This window comes from Pseudomonas sp. Marseille-Q5299, from assembly GCF_943737035.1.
In the GTDB taxonomy this organism is placed as follows: domain Bacteria; phylum Pseudomonadota; class Gammaproteobacteria; order Pseudomonadales; family Pseudomonadaceae; genus Aquipseudomonas; species Aquipseudomonas putida_E.
The window spans coordinates 444711-461421 of the sequence record NZ_CALSFR010000003.1 but is presented as its reverse complement, the minus strand read 5'-3'; the positions used below and the strand labels follow the sequence as shown (position 1 = coordinate 461421).

Below are 16711 nucleotides of genomic sequence, written 5' to 3'. Positions count from 1 at the left end.
GGCTCCCACTGGGTTTGCGCTGAGCTTGAGAGCAGCGGGGTACCTGTGGGGCAAGCCGGCTTGCCGGCGATAGGGCCGCAAAGCGGCCCTAAATCACTTGACTGCCTGGCACTAGGGCTCAGGGCGCCGGTTTCTTCAAATCATCAAGGCCTCACAGCCCTTCAAGCATCGCCTTGTTGCGCACAGCACCCTTGTCGGCACTGGTCGCCAGCAGGGCGTAAGCTTTCAGCGCGGTGGTCACCTTGCGTGGGCGCACTTCGGCCGGTTTCCAGCCTTTCTTGTCCTGCTCCACGCGGCGTGCAGCCAGCTCTTCATCACTGACCTGCAGGTTGATCGAACGGTTGGGGATGTCGATCAATACCTTGTCGCCGTCACGTACCAGGCCGATGGCGCCACCAGCGGCGGCTTCTGGCGAGGCATGGCCGATCGACAGGCCCGAGGTACCACCCGAGAAGCGGCCATCGGTGAGCAACGCGCAAGCTTTGCCCAGGCCTTTGGATTTCAGGTACGAAGTCGGGTAGAGCATTTCTTGCATGCCCGGGCCGCCTTTCGGGCCTTCGTAGCGGATGATGACGATGTCACCGGCCTTCACTTCGTCGGCGAGGATGCCGCGCACCGCGCTGTCCTGGCTTTCGAAGATTTTAGCGTTGCCTTCGAACACGTGGATCGACTCATCGACACCTGCGGTTTTCACCACGCAGCCGTCCAGGGCGATGTTGCCGTACAGCACGGCCAGGCCGCCTTCCTGTGAGTAGGCATGTTCGAAGCTGCGGATGCAGCCGTTTTCACGGTCGTCGTCCAGGGTTTCCCAACGGGTCGACTGGCTGAAGGCCGTCTGGGTCGGAATACCCGCCGGGCCGGCTTTGAAGAAGGTGTGCACCGCCTCATCGTCGGTCTGGGTGATATCCCACTTGGCGATGGCCTCTTCCATGCTGCGGCTGTGTACCGTAGGCAGGTCGGTGTGCAGCAGGCCGCCGCGGGCCAGCGAACCGAGGATGCTGAAGATGCCGCCGGCGCGGTGGACGTCTTCCATGTGGTACTTCTGGATGTTCGGCGCCACTTTGCACAGCTGCGGCACTTTGCGCGACAGGCGGTCGATGTCACGCAGGTCGAATGCCACCTCGCCTTCCTGCGCTGCGGCCAGCAGGTGCAGGATGGTGTTGGTCGAACCGCCCATGGCGATGTCGAGCATCATGGCGTTTTCGAACGCCTTGAAGTTGGCGATGCTGCGCGGCAGGACCGACTCGTCGTTCTCGCCGTAGTAGCGCTTGCACAACTCGACGATCGTACGGCCGGCGGTGAGGAACAGCTGCTCACGGTCGGCGTGGGTGGCCAGGGTCGAACCGTTGCCAGGCAAGGCCAGGCCGAGTGCTTCGGTCAGGCAGTTCATGGAGTTGGCGGTGAACATGCCGGAGCAGGAACCGCAGGTCGGGCAGGCGCTGCGCTCGTACTCGGCAACCTTTTCGTCGGAGGCCGAGGAGTCTGCAGCAATGACCATGGCGTCGACCAGGTCCAGGCCGTGGCTGGCCAGTTTGGTCTTGCCCGCTTCCATCGGGCCGCCGGACACGAAGATCACCGGGATGTTCAGGCGCAGGGCGGCCATCAGCATGCCGGGGGTGATCTTGTCGCAGTTGGAAATGCACACGATGGCGTCGGCGCAGTGGGCGTTGACCATGTATTCCACGGCGTCGGCGATGATCTCGCGGCTGGGCAGGGAGTACAGCATGCCGTCATGGCCCATGGCGATGCCGTCATCGACCGCAATGGTGTTGAACTCTTTGGCCACGCCACCGGCGCGTTCGATCTCGCGGGCGACCAGTTGGCCCAGGTCCTTCAGGTGCACATGGCCCGGGACGAACTGGGTGAACGAGTTGGCGATGGCGATGATCGGTTTCTTGAAATCTTCGTCCTTCATCCCGGTGGCGCGCCACAGGGCACGGGCGCCGGCCATGTTGCGGCCTTGGGTGGAAGTCTTGGAACGATAATCAGGCATGAAGCACTCCTGGCGGCTTAATCAGGTCACAAAAAGGGGAGTGAGCTTCTCTTTTCCTATGCGCCTTAGGCCGGTTGCCACTGGCACGGATGGGGCCGAAGACACAACGGGATCGCCGCGTGCTCGACCAGAGCTCATAAACCCGCCGGGGATGACTGGCGATGAATAGCCCGATTCTACACCGCTGGCGCGGCGAGGGAATGGCGATGTGTCTGGGCGGTGGCTTGGGGAGCATGACCGGCACTTTGTAGGACCGATCTGAAAAGCCCGGTGCGCAGCTGACAGGTGCGCATTGGCTGCTTATTATCCGCCGCGCCGCATGTGCGGTATCACGAGACAACACCTCAATGGACCTTCCCAGTTTCAGTTCATACAGAACCTGCAAATTGGCACTGAGCGCGCCGTCGCCAGGGCTTCCGAAGGCTTGAGCTCGTGTGGCTGAGGTTTACGGGTGCCTGCGTCGGCGCCTGGAGAATCTCATGCAACACACTTCCGATTTCGTCGTTTCCCCGTTCGACCTGCGTCAGGCTGCACAGGTGCGTCGTGATGGCCTGCTTCATCCTGAAGGCTACCCCGAGGGCACAGCCGGTTACCTGATGACCAGCGAGTATTCGTGTCTGGATGCCGGCCTCACTGCCAGCCAGGCGATCGACATGCTGCGCCGCGAGGCCGCAGATGCCGAAACCATCTATCAGTCCTATGTGCTCGACGAGAAACGCAACCTGCTGGGTTCGCTTTCCCTGCGCGAGCTTATCCTTGCGGCGCGTGAACAGCCGATCGAGCAGCTCATGGTGCGCAAGGTCATCTGCGTGTGTACCTCGACCCGCCAGGAGGAAGTGGCGCGGTTGATCCGCGAGCACGACCTGCTGGCGGTGCCGGTGCTGGATGAGGCCGGCCGTTTGGTCGGCCTGGTGACCTGCGATGACGCACTCGATGTGGTCGTCGAAGAGGCTACCGAGGACTTCCACAAGGGCGCCTCCATCACCAACCACGTGGGCAATCTCAGGGACGCCACTGTCAGCCTGCTGTACCGCAAGCGGGTGCTGTGGCTGGTGCTGCTGGTGTTCGGCAATCTGTTTTCGGGGGCGGGGATCGCGGCATTCGAGCAAACCATTGCCGCGCATATCGTCCTGGTGTTCTTCCTGCCGCTGTTGGTGGACAGCGGTGGCAACGCGGGCGCGCAGTCGGCGACATTGATGGTGCGTGGTTTGGCAACGGGTGAGGTGGTGATGCGCGACTGGTTGCGCATGCTGGCACGTGAATGCGCTGTGGCGCTGGCGCTGGGCGGCACCATGGCAGTGGCGGTGGCATCGCTGGGGGCGCTGCGCGGTGGGGCGGATGTCGCCTTGATCGTTGCCAGCAGCATGCTGGTGATCGTCTTGCTGGGCAGCCTGATTGGCATGAGCCTGCCCTTCATGTTCACCAGGCTCAAGCTCGACCCGGCCACTGCCAGCGGGCCGCTGGTGACCTCTATCGCCGATGCGGCAGGGGTGCTGGTGTATTTCGGTATTGCTTCTTACGTGCTGGGCATCTGAGGCACCCAAGGGGCCGCAGCGCGGCCCCTTGGACGTGAATCAGCTGTTGGGCAGCAACCGGCAGGTAATGCTCTTGATATAGCGGGTTTCAGCGATGGCCGGGTGAACCGGGTGGTCCGGGCCCTGGCCGCCGCGTTCGAGCATTTGCAGGTTGCGGTCCAGGTGGCGGGCGCTGGTCAGCAGGATGTTGTTCAGGTCGTCTTCGGGCAGGTGCATCGAGCACGAAGCACTGACCAGGATGCCGTCCTTGGTCAGCATGCGCATGGCCTGTTCGTTGAGGCGGCGGTAGGCGGCTTCGCCGTTTTTCAGGTCTTTCTTGCGCTTGATGAACGCGGGTGGGTCGGCAATGATCACATCGAAGCGCTCTTCAGCGGCCTTCAGCTCGCGCAGAGCCTCGAACACGTCGCCTTCGATGCAGGTCAGTTTTTCGCTGATGCCATTGAGCGCGGCGTTACGCTCCACGCCATCCAGTGCAAAGCCCGAGGCATCCACGCAGAACACTTCGCTGGCGCCGAATGCGCCGGCCTGCACGCCCCAACCACCGATGTAGCTGAACAGGTCGAGCACACGCTTGCCTTTGACGTAGGGCGCCAGGCGCGCGCGGTTCATGCGGTGGTCATAGAACCAGCCGGTCTTCTGGCCTTCGCGTACTGGCGCTTCGAACTTCACGCCGTTTTCTTCCAGCGGGACCCAGTCCGGCACTTCGCCGTAGACGGTTTCGACGTAACGCTGCAAGCCTTCGGCGTCACGGGCGGCGGAATCGTTCTTGAACAGGATGCCGCTGGGCTTGAGGACCTGGACCAGGGCGGCGATCACGTCGTCCTTGTGCAGTTCCATGGTGGCCGAGGCCAGTTGCACCACGAGAATGTCGAAGAAGCGGTCGACCACCAGGCCCGGCAGCAGGTCGGAATCACCATAGACCAGGCGGTAGCACGGCTGGTCGAACAGGCGCTGGCGCAGGGACAGGGCGACGTTGAGGCGGTGTACCAGCAGCGACTTGTCCAGCGGCAGCTTGGCATCGCGTGACAGCAGGCGGGCGCAGATCAGGTTGTTCGGGCTCAGCGCCACGATACCCAGCGGCTTGCCGTTGGCGGCCTCGAGGATCGCCTGTTGGCCGGCCTGAAAGCCCTGCAGCGGCGTCGCGGTGACATCGACTTCGTTGCTGTAGACCCACAGGTGGCCGGCGCGCAGGCGGCGGTCGGCATTGGCTTTGAGGCGAAGGCTGGGCAGGGACATGACGTCGCTCCGGGAAAAAAGAGCGGGAGTATAACCGGTTGGCCCTTGATTCGGTGCAGGGTACGACAAACTGCCCTGCCTGTTCGCGGGCACAAGCGCTACAAGTCGAGCGACCTACAGGGTTAGAATCCCCCGTCCTCAACGAGTATGTACGTATGTCCCAAGAACTCAGCGCCGAACAGATCCAGCAAGCCTTGCAAGGCATTACCATCCCGCCGCAACCGCAGATCATGGTCGACCTGCAGTTCGAGCAGTACATGCCCGACCCGGACCTGGAAACCATCGCCAAGCTGATTTCCCAGGACCCGGGCTTGTCCGGTGCCTTGCTCAAGCTGGTCAACTCGCCGCACTTCGGGCTGTCCAACAAGATCGGTTCGATCCAGCGTGCGGTGAACCTGCTGGGTAGCCGTTCGATCATCAACCTGATCAACGCCCAGTCGATCAAGGGCGAGATGAGCGACGAGACCATCGTTACCCTCAACCGCTTCTGGGACACTGCCCAGGACGTGGCCATGACCTGCCTGACACTGGCCAAGCGCACCGGCATCCAGGCGGCGGACGAGGCCTACACCCTCGGGCTGTTCCATGATTGCGGCGTCCCGCTGATGCTCAAGCGTTTCCCCAACTATATGGATGTACTGGAGGAGGCCTACGCCAAGGCTGATGCGCAAACACGCGTGGTCGACACCGAGAACCGTGCATTCAACACCAATCATTCGGTGGTCGGCTATTTCACCGCCAAGTCCTGGCGCCTGCCGGAGCACATCAGCGCGGCCATCGCCAACCATCACAATGCCCTGGCCGTGTTCCGCGAGGAGTCGCCGCGCAACACCCAGAGCCAGCTGAAGAACCTGCTGGCGGTGCTGAAGATGGCCGAACACATCTGCGCGTCCTGCCGGGTCTTGGGCAACCAGCATGTCGACCATGAGTGGAATGCGGTCGGCCCGCTGGTACTGGACTACATCGGTTTGTCGGAGTACGACTTCGAGAACCTCAAACAGACCATTCGCGAGCTGGGCGGGCACTGATTCATGCCGGAATTACCCGAAGTCGAGACTACGCGGCGCGGTATCGCACCGCACCTGGAAGGCCAGCGGGTCAGCCGCGTGGTGGTGCGAGACCGGCGCTTGCGCTGGCCAATCCCCGAGGACCTGGACGTGCGTTTGTCCGGGCAGCGTATTCTCAGCGTCGAGCGGCGCGCCAAGTACCTGCTGATCAATGCCGAGGTCGGCACCTTGATCAGCCATCTGGGCATGTCGGGCAACCTGCGTCTGGTGCAGATGGGGCTACCGGCGGCCAAGCATGAGCACGTCGATATCGAGCTGGAGTCGGGGCTGATGCTGCGCTACACCGACCCACGCCGGTTCGGTGCCATGCTCTGGAGCCTCGATCCGCTCAATCACGAGTTGCTGCTGCGTCTGGGCCCAGAGCCGTTGACCGACCTGTTCGACGGCGAGCGTCTGTTTCAGCTGTCGCGCGGGCGGACGATGGCCGTCAAGCCTTTCATCATGGATAACGCGGTGGTGGTGGGCGTGGGCAATATCTACGCGACCGAGGCGCTGTTTGCCGCCGGTATCGACCCGCGCCGTGAGGCGGGCGGAATCTCCCGTGCCCGTTACCTGAAACTGGCCATCGAGATAAAGCGCGTGCTGGCGGCAGCCATCGAGCAAGGGGGTACGACCTTGCGCGATTTCATTGGCGGCGACGGGCAGCCTGGGTATTTCCAGCAGGAACTGTTCGTGTACGGCCGGGGCGGAATGCCTTGCAAGCTGTGTGGCACTGCCTTGCGCGAGGCCAAGCTTGGGCAACGGGCCAGCGTTTACTGCCCGCGTTGCCAGCGTTGAATGGCATGGCCCAATCGCCGGCTAGCCGGCGATTGGGCCATCAGGCGCAGCGCAGCGCTCAAGCCTTGCCGGTAATCCGGCGGTACTTGGCCATCAGCTGCTCTTCGGTTTCCGGGTGCGCCTCATCCAGCGGGATGCAGTCGACCGGGCAGACCTGCTGGCACTGCGGCTCGTCGTAGTGACCCACGCACTGGGTGCACAGGTTCGGATCGATCACGTAGATCTCTTCGCCTTGGGAGATGGCCTCGTTCGGGCACTCGGGTTCGCAGACGTCGCAGTTGATGCAATCGTCGGTGATTATCAGGGACATGGGGACTCCGGCCGGGGCTCACCGCCCGGGCATGTTCAACGCAATGGGCACAATTGTGCCGCATTCGCGCCCGCAGTGCACGCGGGCGCGATAATCAGCGCTCAGGCTTACTTCTTGAAACGCTCAGTCAGGGCCTCGGCCACCACCGGGTGCACGAACTTGGTGATGTCGCCGCCCAGCGCTGCGATTTCCCGGACCAGGGTCGAGGAAATGAACGAATAGCGCTCCGAAGGCGTGAGGAACAGGCTTTCGACCTCTGGCGCCAGTTGCCGATTCATGTTCGCCAGCTGGAATTCGTATTCGAAGTCGGACACTGCCCTCAGCCCACGCAAGAAGACGTTGGCGCCCTGTTCCTTGGCAAAATGCGCAAGCAGGGTGGAGAAGCCGATGACTTCGACATTGGGCAGGTGCCTGGTGACCTCACGGGCCAGCGCTACCCGTTGTTCCAGCGGGAACAGCGGGTTTTTCTTCGGGCTGGCTGCCACTGCGATGATCACGTGGTCGAACAGCCGCGAGGCGCGCTCGACCAGGTCGCCATGGCCCTTGGTAATAGGGTCGAAAGTACCCGGGTACAACACTCGGTTCATCGCGTCATCCTGGCTGGAGTGCGTTGGGGAGTCGGATGGTAGCGCAGCGATTGCGCCCGGCCAAGTCATGCGGCCGGCTGATGGCACTATAGACAGCAGGGGCATTTGTTGTCATGCACTCTGTGCCAGGCGGGCTATCAGGGCGTCGGTGAGCTTCGCGCTGATGGCGTAGACCGACAGTTGTGGGTTGGCACCGATGCTGGTCGGGAACAGCGAGCCGTCGTGAATCGACAGGTTTTCCAGCTGATGGTGACGGCCCAGGCTGTCGCACACCGCGTGACGTGGATCTTCGCCCATTGCGCAGCCGCCCATTACGTGGGCGCTGCCCAGCCGCGTATGGAACGGCTCCAGGCGCAAACCGTCGATCATGCGTTGGGCCTGCGCCAGGCTGGCAGCAGCGCGGGCATCGCTGTGCGCGGGTGTAACCTGCGTGGCGCCTGCTGCGAACTGGATCTGCGCCATGCTGTGAAAGGCGCGGCGCAGGCCGTCTCGCAAGTAGTCGGTGACCGGGTAATCGAGCACCGGTGAGCCATCGCCACGCAGTTCCACCGCGCCGCCCGGGCTTTCGGGGTGGAAACCGTCGCGCAACAGCGCAAGCATGACGTGGGTATGCGGCAGCTCGGCCATGCGCCGGGCATTTTCGACACCATCGCCACCGAGCAAGGTGCTGGCCAGCGCCGGGTGCAGGGGCGGCACTTCAAGTTTGTAGCCGACCGCGCCATCGACGCCGTCCTGCCATTGGAAGTGGTCACTGTAGATGGATTGCGGGGCGCCGTAGTAAGGGTCGATGCGTGCGTCGAAGCGTGCCGCGCTGAAGTTGACCAGGTGCAGGAAGGTCCGCTTGCCCAGGCGCTCGTGGGGGTCAGGAGCCTTGGAACGCAGCAGCAGGGCGGGGCTGTTGATGCCGCCGCCTGCGAGGATGTAGTGGCGTGCGCGCACAGTGATGCTGCGCCCGTTGGTGTGTATCCCTTGAGCATCCAGCCCTTGGCAGCGCAGATGCTCGATGCGCTCGCCGTCATGCTCGAAGCGTTCGGCCCGGGCCAGATACAGCAGCTCGCCGCCCTTGTCGAGCATGGCTGGAATGCGCGTCACCAGCATCGACTGTTTGGCGTTGACCGGGCAACCCATGCCGCAATAGCCAAGGTTCCAGCACCCCCGGACATTGCGCGCAATCACGGCCCATCGGTAGCCGAGCCGTTCACACCCACGGCGCAGTACGTCGTTGTTGGCGTTTGGCGGCACCGCCCAAGGCGTAATGCCGAGGTCTTGCTCGATGCGTTCGAACCAGGGGCGTAGCGCGTCGTTGTCCAGCCCTTTTACGTTGTGGGCCGTGGCCCAGTGGGCCAAGGTCGGCGCGGGCGTGCGAAAGCTGGAGGTCCAGTTGACCAGCGTGGTGCCGCCTACCGCACGGCCCTGCAGAATGGTGATGGCGCCGTCCTTGCTCATCCTGCCCAGGCCTTCCTGGTAGAGACTGGCGTAGGCCTCATTCTCAAGCAGGTGGAAGTCACTGCTGGTCTTGAGCGGGCCTTCCTCGATCAGCAGTACCTTGAAACCTGCGGCACTGAGCATCTGCGCGCTGGTGGCGCCGCCGGCACCGCTGCCTATCACGGCAATGTCGGCTTGCAGGCTGAGGTCCTGCCCCAGGCGTGAGCCGTCGTAGGTGATCCAGCCGCGTTCGAGGCCTTGGCGAAACGGGTCGATGACAGGCATTGAAGATGCTCTTGTTGTTGGTCAGATTTTCGGCGGCCCGGGGTAACCACAGGCGGTCCAACTTTCCGGGCGCTCGTACCAGGCCATCGTCAGCAGTTGCACGATCGACGAGTGCCCCATGCGCAGCAGGTTCAGCGAACTGTCCTGCCAGCGTTGCAGAAACCCCGCAATCTGCTGTTCACTGGCCTGTTCCCAGGCGCCCCAGACCCCGGTCAGTGGGCCACGGGTCAGCGGCAGGTTGAGCACATCGAACAATTGCCGGGTGAGCTTGAGCATTTGCGGGGACAGTGCCGCCAGTTTGGCGTCGAGAGTGGGCAGCACCAGTGCTGCGCTTGCCGAAGTACCGGCGAGCACCACCGGGATCAGTGCCCGCAGCAATGGCAGGTCGTCATCGCGCAATACGTGGTACCCGGTTGCAGGCGCCTGAGGGCTGCAACCGACCAGGCTGGCACTGGCCAGAAACACGCTGGCTCCCAGGCTGAAACGCATGAATTCGCGCCGCTGCATGGCCCGGCCCTCAGCGGATGAACAGTTTGTAGACCAGGCGCTGCAAGGCCTTGCCATACGGCGGGTAGACCAGGCGTGCGGCGTTCAGGCGCTGCTTGGCCAGCACTGCCTTGGCCTTGCTGAAGGTCAGGAAGCCGTCGTGGCCGTGGTAGTGCCCCATGCCCGAGGGGCCGATGCCGCCGAACGGCAGGTCGTCCTGAGCGACATGCAGCAGTGTGTCGTTGAGGCATACACCACCGGAGTGGCTGTGCTGCAGTACATGTTCCTGCTCGGCACGGTCGTAGCCGAAGTAGTACAGCGCCAGTGGGCGTGGCCGTTCATTGATGTAGGCCAGTGCGCCGTCGAGGCTGTCATAGGGTACTACCGGCAGCAGCGGGCCAAAGATTTCGTCCTGCATCACCTGCATGCTGTCGTTCACCTCCAGTAGCAGCTGCGGCGGCAGGCGCCTGCCTTGGCGGGGCTCGTCTGGGTACAGGTCGATGATCTGCGCGCCTTTGCTGCGGGCGTCATCCAGCAGGTGTTGCAGGCGCTGCAATTGCCTCGGATTGATGATGGCGCTGTAGTCGGGGTTGTCGGCGATGCGCGGGTACAACCGGTGGACCGCCCTGCGGTAGGCATCGCTGAAGGCGTTCAGGCGCTCGCGTGGTACCAGGACGTAGTCTGGGGCGACGCAAGTCTGGCCGGCATTGAGGGTCTTGCCGAACGCGATACGCTCGGCAGCGCTGTCCAGCGGCACGCTGGACGAAACGATGGCTGGCGACTTGCCGCCAAGCTCCAGTGTGACCGGGGTCAGGTTTTGTGCCGCGGCCAGCATGACCTGGCGCCCGACGCTGGTGGCACCGGTGAACAGCAGGTGATCGAAGGGTAGCCGGGCAAACGCCTGGCCGACTTCCACCTCGCCCAGCACCACGCTGACCAGGTCGTGCGGGAATACCCGCTCAAGCAAGGTTTTCAGCGCCAGGGCGCTGGCAGGTGTGGCCTCACTGAGCTTGAGCATCACCCGGTTGCCGGCGGCCAAAGCGCAGGTCAGCGGGCCGATGGCGAGAAACAGCGGGTAGTTCCACGGCACGATGATGCCAACTACGCCAAGCGGCTGATACAGCACGCGGGCGCTGGCCGGCTGGAAGGCCAGGCCTACGGTTCGCCTTGCGGGTCGCATCCAGCGCTTGAGCTGGCGCTCGGCATGGCGAATACCTTGTACCGAGGGCAACAGTTCGGCCAGCAGGGTTTCGTCGGCGCTGCGGCCGGAAAAATCCGTATCGATCGCCTCTATCAGCCGTTGTTGATCCGCCAGCACAGCCTCGCGCAGGCTTTTCAGCCATTGCCGGCGTTGGGCCAGGGGCGGCATGGGGTTGCCCGCAAATGCTTTGCGCTGGGTGGCGAACGTGGCCGCCAGGTCGATGTCGGACTGCAAGGGAGGCACGGCGATAGGTGAAGTCACGGCGGCTCTCATCGGGGCTAGAGAATCTCTAGAGCCTATACTCTAATCGGGACGATGGTACGAATATTTTTCCCGCCACCGCACGGTGCATCCGGGCCCTGTTACCCCGTAATATGGACCCTTACCGTAAGCCTGCAGACTGGGAGCTGAGCATGGCCCCGCGCATGAAGACCCGAGAGCGCATCGTGCAGAACAGCCTTGAGCTGTTCAACCAGCAAGGCGAGCGTAGCGTGAGTACCAACCACATTGCTGCGCACATGGAAATTTCGCCCGGCAACCTCTACTACCACTTCCCCAACAAGCAGGCGATCATCGCCCTGCTGTTCAGCCAGTACGAAGAGCTGGTGGACAGCTTCCTGCGCCCGCCGCAGGGGCGCGCCGCCACCGTCGAAGACAAGCGTTTCTATCTCAAGGCGTTGCTCGCAGCGATGTGGAGCTATCGGTTCCTGCACCGTGACCTCGAGCACCTGCTCGACAGCGACCCTGAGCTGGCTGCCCGTTACCGGCGCTTTTCCGAACGTTGCCTGCGCCAGGGCCAGGCGATCTATCGGGGCTTCGTCGAGGCCGGCATTCTGGTCATGGCACCTGCGCAGATCGAATCGCTGACCATCAACGCCTGGATCGTGCTTACTTCTTGGGTCCGCTTTCTCAGCACCACGCGCGAGCACTCCGCTCACCTGGGTGAAGAAGCCTTCAAGCGTGGCGTCTATCAGGTACTGGTACTGGAACTCGGCTTCGTCACCGCCAACGCCCGCAGTGCCGTGGATGCCCTGTGCCAGGAATTCCATGTTCCGTTCAACCAGGCTCTGGAACGTTAACCCAGAGCCTTCGTGCCATCGATCAGGAGATTGTCATGCCCCTTGCGCAATTGATCACCCCGCAGCAACTGGCCGAGCGCCTGGGCTCGCCCAAGTTGGTGATCCTCGATTGTCGGTTTGCCTTGGAAGACGTGGATTACGGCCAACGCAGCTATGCCGAGGGGCATATCGCCGGGGCGCACTTCGCCGACCTGGAGCGCGATCTGAGTGGGCCGGTGAGCAAGGGCAAGACCGGCCGCCATCCCTTGCCTGACCCACAGCGGCTGGTCGAGCGCTTGCGTGAGTGGGGGCTGGACAATGACAGTGAGGTGGTGCTGTACGACGATGGGCCTGGTGCTTTTGCCGCCCGTGCCTGGTGGCTGCTGGCCTGGTTGGGTAAACGCACAGGTGTGGCCATTCTCGATGGAGGCCTCAAAGCCTGGCACACCGCGGGCCAGCCATTGAGCCTGGACGCGCCGGCACGCTATGAGGGTACGTTCAACGGCGAGCCGGATACGAAGCTGCTGATTGACGCCGAGCACTTGGCCACTGAGCTTGCAAGCCCCAAGCTGACGCTGATCGATGCGCGTGCCTTGCCGCGTTTTCGTGGGGATGTGGAGCCGATCGACCCGGTGGCCGGGCATATTCCCGGCGCTCAGTGCGCAGCCTTCACCGACAACCTGGGCGAAGATGGGCGTTTCCTGGCGCCAGAGCAGCTCAGGCAGCGCTTTGCCGAGAAGCTGGCGGGGCGTTCTCCGGAACACCTGGTGGCGTATTGCGGTTCGGGAGTGACGGCTTGCCATAACCTGTTTGCCCTGGCATTGGCGGGGTATCCGCTGGGCAGGCTGTATGCCGGGTCGTGGAGTGAGTGGATCAATGATCCGGCGCATCAGGTTGCCACGGGCGACTGATACGCCGGGTTATCGCCTATCCACCAGCCACTGCGGAATCCGCCGCTCAAGGTAATACCCCGGATTTCGCAGGCTGCCTTCGACAAACCCCACATGCCCGCCCCGCTCATGCAGCTCGAACTGAGTTTGCGGCGTCAGCTCGCTGGGGGTGGGCAGGCTGTGGCGGTATACGAACGGATCATCGTTTGCCTGGATGATCAGCGTCGGCGTGCGGTTTTCCCCGAGATAGTAGCGGCTGGATGAGCGACGATAGTAGTCGTGTACATCGTCAAAACCGTTGAGTGGCGCGGTCACCTTGCCGTCAAAATCCCAGAAGGTACGCAGCTTGCGCAACGACCCGAGCCGGTCGAGCGCGGCCAGGCCTTCATGATGGCCCTGTGCGCGGAAATGCCGTTGTTTGACCTGCACATAGGCCATCATTTCACGCATGAAATGCGCCTGATACACCTTGGAAAAGCCTTGGCCGATGCGGTCGGCGCACTGATCCAGGCGAAACGGTACGGAAACCGCCACGGCCGCCTGCAGTTGGCTGGCGCTGCCACTTTCACCCAGGTACTTCAGCAGCACATTGCCGCCCAGCGAATAGCCGACGGCATACAAGGGGGCCAGCGGGCGTTGGGCGCGCAGGTGGGCGACAACCTCGGCCAGGTCCCCGCTGGCCCCGGAATGGTAACTGCGTGCCAGCAGGTTCGGCTCCCCCGAGCAGCCACGCCAGTTCAGCGCAACGCTGGCCCAGCCGCGGGCATTGAGCGCTTGCTGCAAGCCTTTGACATAAGGCGAATGGGACGAACCGGTCAGGCCGTGCAGCACCAGCACCAGCGGTGTATCTGGCTGGTGAGGCCCGTGCCAGTCGAGGTCCATGAAGTCGCCATCGGCCAGCCACAGGCGCTCGCGCTTGCGTTCAAGCGCAGGCAGCTTGCGCCATAGCGGGCCCCAAAGGGTTTGCAGGTGAGGGTTGGACAACCCGGTGGCCGGGCGGAATGTGGCGGTAAGACTGGGCATGCTGGGCGACTCGTGTTGTGCCTGCCTAGATTGCCATGAAACACCGCCGTTGTACTTGCGCTATTGGTCGGTCAGGGCAGCTCAGGCAAAGGTTGTTGCGCATGGGGCGGGCCGAGAGTGATGAACACTTCCTGCGCAGGGCTCAGCCATAAGCGCGCGGCTTCGCGAATGTCCTTGGGCGTCAGGGCTGCCAGGCTTTGGATGTAGGTTGCAAAATGATCTGCAGGTTGGCCAAGGTGGCTTGACGTTGCCAGGCTCTTGGCCAGCTCTGCGTTGCTCGCCATGGTGCGATGCAACCTGCCTGCTATCTGGTTGCGCGCCATGTCGCACTCCGCCTGGCTTGGGCCATGCTCGCGCAGGCAAGCCAGCATCCCGGAAACCAGCTCACGCGAGGCATCGCGGTATTCGGGTGCGACGTCCCATTCAATCTGCAGCAGGCTCGCCGCATCAAAGGGTTTGAGCGACGAGCGGATGGTGTAGGTCAAGGTACGACGGCTTCGTAGCTCTTGTGTCAGACGCGACTCGAAACCGCTGCCGAGGATTTCGTCAAGCATGGTCAAAGCTGCATACCCTGGCTTGTCGGGTGATATGGGCAGCAGCAGAGTTAGCGTGGCCCGTGTGGTACTTGCGGTGTGTTCTTGATGCCGGGTGAGGGCCTCTGGCAACGGCGCCGGTGGCGGGGGCTGTCCTGCCCAGTGTTGCGGTAGCGCCTGAAGGAGTTCCGTGATGAGTGTCTGCGCCTCGTCGCGCGACAGGTCGCCCACCAGGCCGATATCGAGGTTGTTGGCAGAGTAGGCACGTCGGTGGAAGTCGCGCAGCTGCTGCTCGTCGATCTGGTTGAGGCTCTCAGGCGTGCCAGCCCAATGTTTGGCGTAGGGGTGGCCATCGAACACATGGCTCATTGTCGCGTGGGACATCCCAAAGACCGGGGTCGATGCCATTGCGCCAAGGTAGTTGAGCAGTCGTTCGCGGATACCTGCGACGGCTTCTTCCCGGAAGGCGGGGCGTGCCAGCATTTGCGTGAGCAGTTGCAGGGCGCTTGTACGCAGTGCCGGCAGGCTCAGGCAGCGCAGCGTGATCACGGCCTCATCCTGGTTCATTTGCCTTGCCATGATCGCACCCAGCCCCTCGATGGCCTGTGCGAATTGGGCGGCATCCAGATGCTCGGTACCCTGATCGAGGCTGTAAAGGACAAGGGCGGCCAGGCCCGGGCTAGTGCCGTCGAGCGCACTGCCAGCGCGAAAGCGCAGCGCCAGGTCGAATATCGGGCGGTCATGGGATGGTATGAAACTGACCTTGGCGCCTTCGTCGGTCTGCCATTGCTGTATCTGGGCCGGCAAGGGCTGGTGCTGCTCCAGGTCCAGGCCTTGCGTGGACTCCAGCCGGGCCATCGCCGCCACGGCGGTATCGGTCATGGGGCCCTTGCAAATCAGTGGCATGCTGCTGGTGGAAAGAGGTTTGTTCATGCCGGTGCTCCTGTTTGCAGATGAGTGATGGTCAGCCTTTCGCGGCTCAGGTAGTCGAACGCTACCTGTCGTAATGTCGCGCTATCGAGGTGGCGGACACGTTCGGCTTCTTGATCGATCAGCGAGGGAGACAGACCAGCGGCCGCCGCTGCGCCGATGCGCCCAGCTTGCAGGGTGACGCTGTCGCGGCTGAACAGGCGGCGGGTAAGCATGCGCAGTTTCGCGCGCTCCAGTTCCTGGGGGGAAAGCAGCGTATGGCGCAGGGTATCGATCAAGGCATAGATCGCTTCTACGGCGTGCTCGTGCGTGGATCTTTGACTGTTGATATAGGTTGAAAGGGTCAACAGCGTGTCTCCACGCACTATTGGTTCATATGACAGGCCGATGCCCTTGAGCAGCCGTCGGTCTCGCACCAGCTCGCTGTAGAGCCTTGCGCTGAACCCTTTGCCAAGCACTTCACAGAGCAGGCCCAGGGCAGGCACTGTGCTTGCGTCGATGGCCGTGGCGTGGCTTGGTACATTGAAGGACATGAACAAACCATCACGCAGGCCTGGCAATTTCAGCTTCTGGCTTCGCTCCTGCAGGTGCGCGTCATGCCGGGGGACCGGTACTGCACCAAGCGAAGCCCTGGCGATGCCGGTGAAATACCGGCTTACGTGCTGGCGAAGCGTGGGAAGGTCGACCGCGCCCACCACCACGAGGGTGGCGTTATTGGGCCGATACCACGTTTGATACCAGGTGCGCACGGTATCCAAGCGCATATTGTTCAGGTCTGCCGGGTTGCCAAACGCCGCCGTGGCATACGGGCTGCCACCGTGCGCAAGCGCCTTGTGTCGTTCGGCGGCTTGCTGTGCAGGAACATTTTCAACTTTGAGTCGCCGCTCGTCTTCGATCGCTTTGACTGCCCGCTCCATTTCTGCCTGGCCAAAGGTTGCGCCCGTCATGGCATCCGCCATTATTTCCAGCGCAATCGGCAATCGTGCCGCGGGTAACAGGACATCGTATGCCGTTGCGTCATCGGTGGTAGTGGCATTGGCCTTTCCGCCGAGCCGCGCGATCACCTGGGTGTATCGGCCCGCTTCGAGTTTGCGGCTGCCTTCGAATATCAGGTGTTCCAGCAGGTGCGAGAGGTTGGTATGGCCGGCCGGTTCATGGCTGGTGCCAACGTGGTACCAGAGCTGGATTGCGGCGAGCGGGGTGCTGTGGTCTTCACGCAGATAGACAGCCAAGCCGTTATCCAGTGTGAAATGCTGCAACGATGTGGGGGTGGCATCCGCGATGGAGTCGATGCCGGCTGACACCGTTTGGTCGTCGAGGGTAAACGGGGGAGTCGATGGCATTGCTCAAGTGCTCCTGGTTGGGGTGACCAGGA

15 protein-coding genes are annotated in these 16711 nt (G+C 62.9%); 5 read left to right on the top strand and 10 right to left on the bottom strand.

Going from position 1 to position 16711, the window contains the following annotated elements:
• Positions 1-151: 151 nt before the first annotated feature.
• On the bottom strand, positions 152-1993 hold the full coding sequence (ilvD, locus tag NGJ21_RS10735) for a dihydroxy-acid dehydratase (RefSeq protein ID WP_046787021.1): 1842 nt from the start codon (positions 1991-1993) through the stop codon (positions 152-154).
• A gap of 479 nt (positions 1994-2472) precedes the next feature.
• Here ilvD and mgtE point away from each other — a divergent pair, with 479 nt between their 5' ends.
• Positions 2473-3528, top strand: coding sequence for a magnesium transporter (gene mgtE, locus NGJ21_RS10730; RefSeq protein ID WP_115273351.1), 1056 nt, complete (start codon positions 2473-2475; stop codon positions 3526-3528).
• 39 nt (positions 3529-3567) lie between these two features.
• Here mgtE and NGJ21_RS10725 read toward each other — a convergent pair whose 3' ends face one another.
• On the bottom strand, positions 3568-4764 hold the full coding sequence (locus NGJ21_RS10725) for a class I SAM-dependent rRNA methyltransferase (RefSeq protein ID WP_046787023.1): 1197 nt from the start codon (positions 4762-4764) through the stop codon (positions 3568-3570).
• Between the two features lie 209 nt (positions 4765-4973).
• Between NGJ21_RS10725 and NGJ21_RS10720 the strand changes: the two genes are divergently transcribed.
• Positions 4974-5792, top strand: a complete 819-nt coding sequence (locus tag NGJ21_RS10720) for an HDOD domain-containing protein (RefSeq protein WP_174141113.1) — start codon at positions 4974-4976, stop codon at positions 5790-5792.
• Positions 5793-5795: 3 nt separating this feature from the next.
• Positions 5796-6608: a bifunctional DNA-formamidopyrimidine glycosylase/DNA-(apurinic or apyrimidinic site) lyase gene (mutM, locus tag NGJ21_RS10715; RefSeq protein ID WP_115273352.1), complete on the top strand. Its 813-nt coding sequence runs from the start codon at positions 5796-5798 to the stop codon at positions 6606-6608.
• A 58-nt stretch (positions 6609-6666) separates the two neighbouring features.
• Here the strand turns inward: mutM and NGJ21_RS10710 are convergent, their stop codons facing one another.
• From NGJ21_RS10710 to NGJ21_RS10690, 5 genes are all read right to left on the bottom strand, one after another.
• Positions 6667-6918 (bottom strand): YfhL family 4Fe-4S dicluster ferredoxin, encoded by a 252-nt coding sequence (locus NGJ21_RS10710; RefSeq protein ID WP_009683359.1) that lies wholly within the window; start codon positions 6916-6918, stop codon positions 6667-6669.
• A gap of 107 nt (positions 6919-7025) precedes the next feature.
• Positions 7026-7505: a pantetheine-phosphate adenylyltransferase gene (gene coaD, locus NGJ21_RS10705; RefSeq protein ID WP_039601221.1), complete on the bottom strand. Its 480-nt coding sequence runs from the start codon at positions 7503-7505 to the stop codon at positions 7026-7028.
• A gap of 111 nt (positions 7506-7616) precedes the next feature.
• Entirely contained in the window at positions 7617-9215 is a 1599-nt protein-coding gene (locus tag NGJ21_RS10700; RefSeq protein ID WP_204919399.1) for a GMC family oxidoreductase, read from the bottom strand.
• 21 nt (positions 9216-9236) lie between these two features.
• Complete coding sequence (locus NGJ21_RS10695; protein ID WP_125923628.1) at positions 9237-9722, bottom strand: twin-arginine translocation pathway signal protein; 486 nt, start codon at positions 9720-9722, stop codon at positions 9237-9239.
• Positions 9723-9732: 10 nt separating this feature from the next.
• Entirely contained in the window at positions 9733-11163 is a 1431-nt protein-coding gene (locus NGJ21_RS10690; protein WP_251962092.1) for a coniferyl aldehyde dehydrogenase, read from the bottom strand.
• A gap of 152 nt (positions 11164-11315) precedes the next feature.
• Between NGJ21_RS10690 and NGJ21_RS10685 the strand changes: the two genes are divergently transcribed.
• Together NGJ21_RS10685 and NGJ21_RS10680 are read left to right on the top strand one after the other, a co-directional pair.
• Entirely contained in the window at positions 11316-11981 is a 666-nt protein-coding gene (locus NGJ21_RS10685) for a TetR/AcrR family transcriptional regulator (RefSeq protein WP_046787081.1), read from the top strand.
• Between the two features lie 35 nt (positions 11982-12016).
• Entirely contained in the window at positions 12017-12871 is an 855-nt protein-coding gene (locus tag NGJ21_RS10680; protein ID WP_046787028.1) for a sulfurtransferase, read from the top strand.
• A gap of 9 nt (positions 12872-12880) precedes the next feature.
• On the opposite strand, the gene NGJ21_RS10675 is transcribed toward NGJ21_RS10680, so the two are convergent.
• From NGJ21_RS10675 to NGJ21_RS10665, 3 genes are all read right to left on the bottom strand, one after another.
• Positions 12881-13873: a hydrolase gene (locus NGJ21_RS10675; protein WP_251962091.1), complete on the bottom strand. Its 993-nt coding sequence runs from the start codon at positions 13871-13873 to the stop codon at positions 12881-12883.
• Between the two features lie 71 nt (positions 13874-13944).
• Positions 13945-15339: a M16 family metallopeptidase gene (locus NGJ21_RS10670; protein ID WP_251962090.1), complete on the bottom strand. Its 1395-nt coding sequence runs from the start codon at positions 15337-15339 to the stop codon at positions 13945-13947.
• The gene (locus NGJ21_RS10665; RefSeq protein WP_251962089.1) at positions 15336-16679 is read right to left on the bottom strand and encodes a M16 family metallopeptidase; all 1344 of its coding nucleotides are present in this window, start codon (positions 16677-16679) and stop codon (positions 15336-15338) included. The genes NGJ21_RS10670 and NGJ21_RS10665 overlap by 4 nt, the downstream gene beginning before the upstream one ends.
• Between the last annotated feature and the right edge of the window lie 32 nt (positions 16680-16711).

Bases quoted from the DNA above. Each gene is read 5' to 3' on its own strand.
- NGJ21_RS10675 (WP_251962091.1), bottom strand. From the start codon at position 13,873: ATGCCCAGTCTTACCGCCACATTCCGCCCGGCCACCGGGTTGTCCAAC.
- NGJ21_RS10725 (WP_046787023.1), bottom strand. From the start codon at position 4,764: ATGTCCCTGCCCAGCCTTCGCCTCAAAGCCAATGCCGACCGCCGCCTG.
- NGJ21_RS10710 (WP_009683359.1), bottom strand. From the start codon at position 6,918: ATGTCCCTGATAATCACCGACGATTGCATCAACTGCGACGTCTGCGAA.
- NGJ21_RS10670 (WP_251962090.1), bottom strand. From the start codon at position 15,339: ATGAACAAACCTCTTTCCACCAGCAGCATGCCACTGATTTGCAAGGGC.
- NGJ21_RS10685 (WP_046787081.1), top strand. From the start codon at position 11,316: ATGGCCCCGCGCATGAAGACCCGAGAGCGCATCGTGCAGAACAGCCTT.
- NGJ21_RS10665 (WP_251962089.1), bottom strand. From the start codon at position 16,679: ATGCCATCGACTCCCCCGTTTACCCTCGACGACCAAACGGTGTCAGCC.
- NGJ21_RS10700 (WP_204919399.1), bottom strand. From the start codon at position 9,215: ATGCCTGTCATCGACCCGTTTCGCCAAGGCCTCGAACGCGGCTGGATC.
- mutM (WP_115273352.1), top strand. From the start codon at position 5,796: ATGCCGGAATTACCCGAAGTCGAGACTACGCGGCGCGGTATCGCACCG.
- mgtE (WP_115273351.1), top strand. From the start codon at position 2,473: ATGCAACACACTTCCGATTTCGTCGTTTCCCCGTTCGACCTGCGTCAG.
- ilvD (WP_046787021.1), bottom strand. From the start codon at position 1,993: ATGCCTGATTATCGTTCCAAGACTTCCACCCAAGGCCGCAACATGGCC.
- coaD (WP_039601221.1), bottom strand. From the start codon at position 7,505: ATGAACCGAGTGTTGTACCCGGGTACTTTCGACCCTATTACCAAGGGC.
- NGJ21_RS10695 (WP_125923628.1), bottom strand. From the start codon at position 9,722: ATGCAGCGGCGCGAATTCATGCGTTTCAGCCTGGGAGCCAGCGTGTTT.
- NGJ21_RS10680 (WP_046787028.1), top strand. From the start codon at position 12,017: ATGCCCCTTGCGCAATTGATCACCCCGCAGCAACTGGCCGAGCGCCTG.